Source organism: Ammoniphilus sp. YIM 78166 (assembly GCF_004522215.1).
Taxonomy (GTDB): domain Bacteria; phylum Bacillota; class Bacilli; order Aneurinibacillales; family RAOX-1; genus YIM-78166.
The window spans coordinates 1-325 of record NZ_SDLR01000065.1 but is presented as its reverse complement, the minus strand read 5'-3'; the positions used below and the strand labels follow the sequence as shown (position 1 = coordinate 325).

Annotated in this window: 1 protein-coding gene; it reads right to left on the bottom strand. The window is 38.5% G+C overall.

Translation table 11 applies throughout. The features are described from left to right. Positions 1-35: 35 nt before the first annotated feature. Positions 36-287 (bottom strand): bacteriocin class II family protein, encoded by a 252-nt coding sequence (locus tag EIZ58_RS32910; protein WP_003549751.1) that lies wholly within the window; start codon positions 285-287, stop codon positions 36-38. Between the last annotated feature and the right edge of the window lie 38 nt (positions 288-325).

Here is a 325-nt window from a genome sequence, read left to right as displayed (position 1 = left end):
ATATTTTTTGCCTTTCACATTTTACTCAAAAACAATTAATGATGTCTATGACGCGTTAAATAACTTACACATGCTGCTGAGCCTTTGATAACGCCCATACTCCCACCGAAAAGAGCACCACCCAATGCACCAACTGCCTGACCAACTGCAGTTCCAGTAGCTGCACCGCTAACTGCACCCCAAGCCGTTGATCTACCAATTTGACTAGCACAATGTGCTACTTTAGGATTTCCTCCACCAATTACATAACTCAATTTTTCTTCATTTAATACCATTAACTTTTCCATTTTAGTTACCTCCTAAATAACTACTTTTTGAGATTTTT

What these genes read in the sequence shown, in the direction of transcription:
- EIZ58_RS32910 (WP_003549751.1), bottom strand. Translation starts at nt 287, where the DNA reads ATGGAAAAGTTAATGGTATTAAATGAAGAAAAATTGAGTTATGTAATT.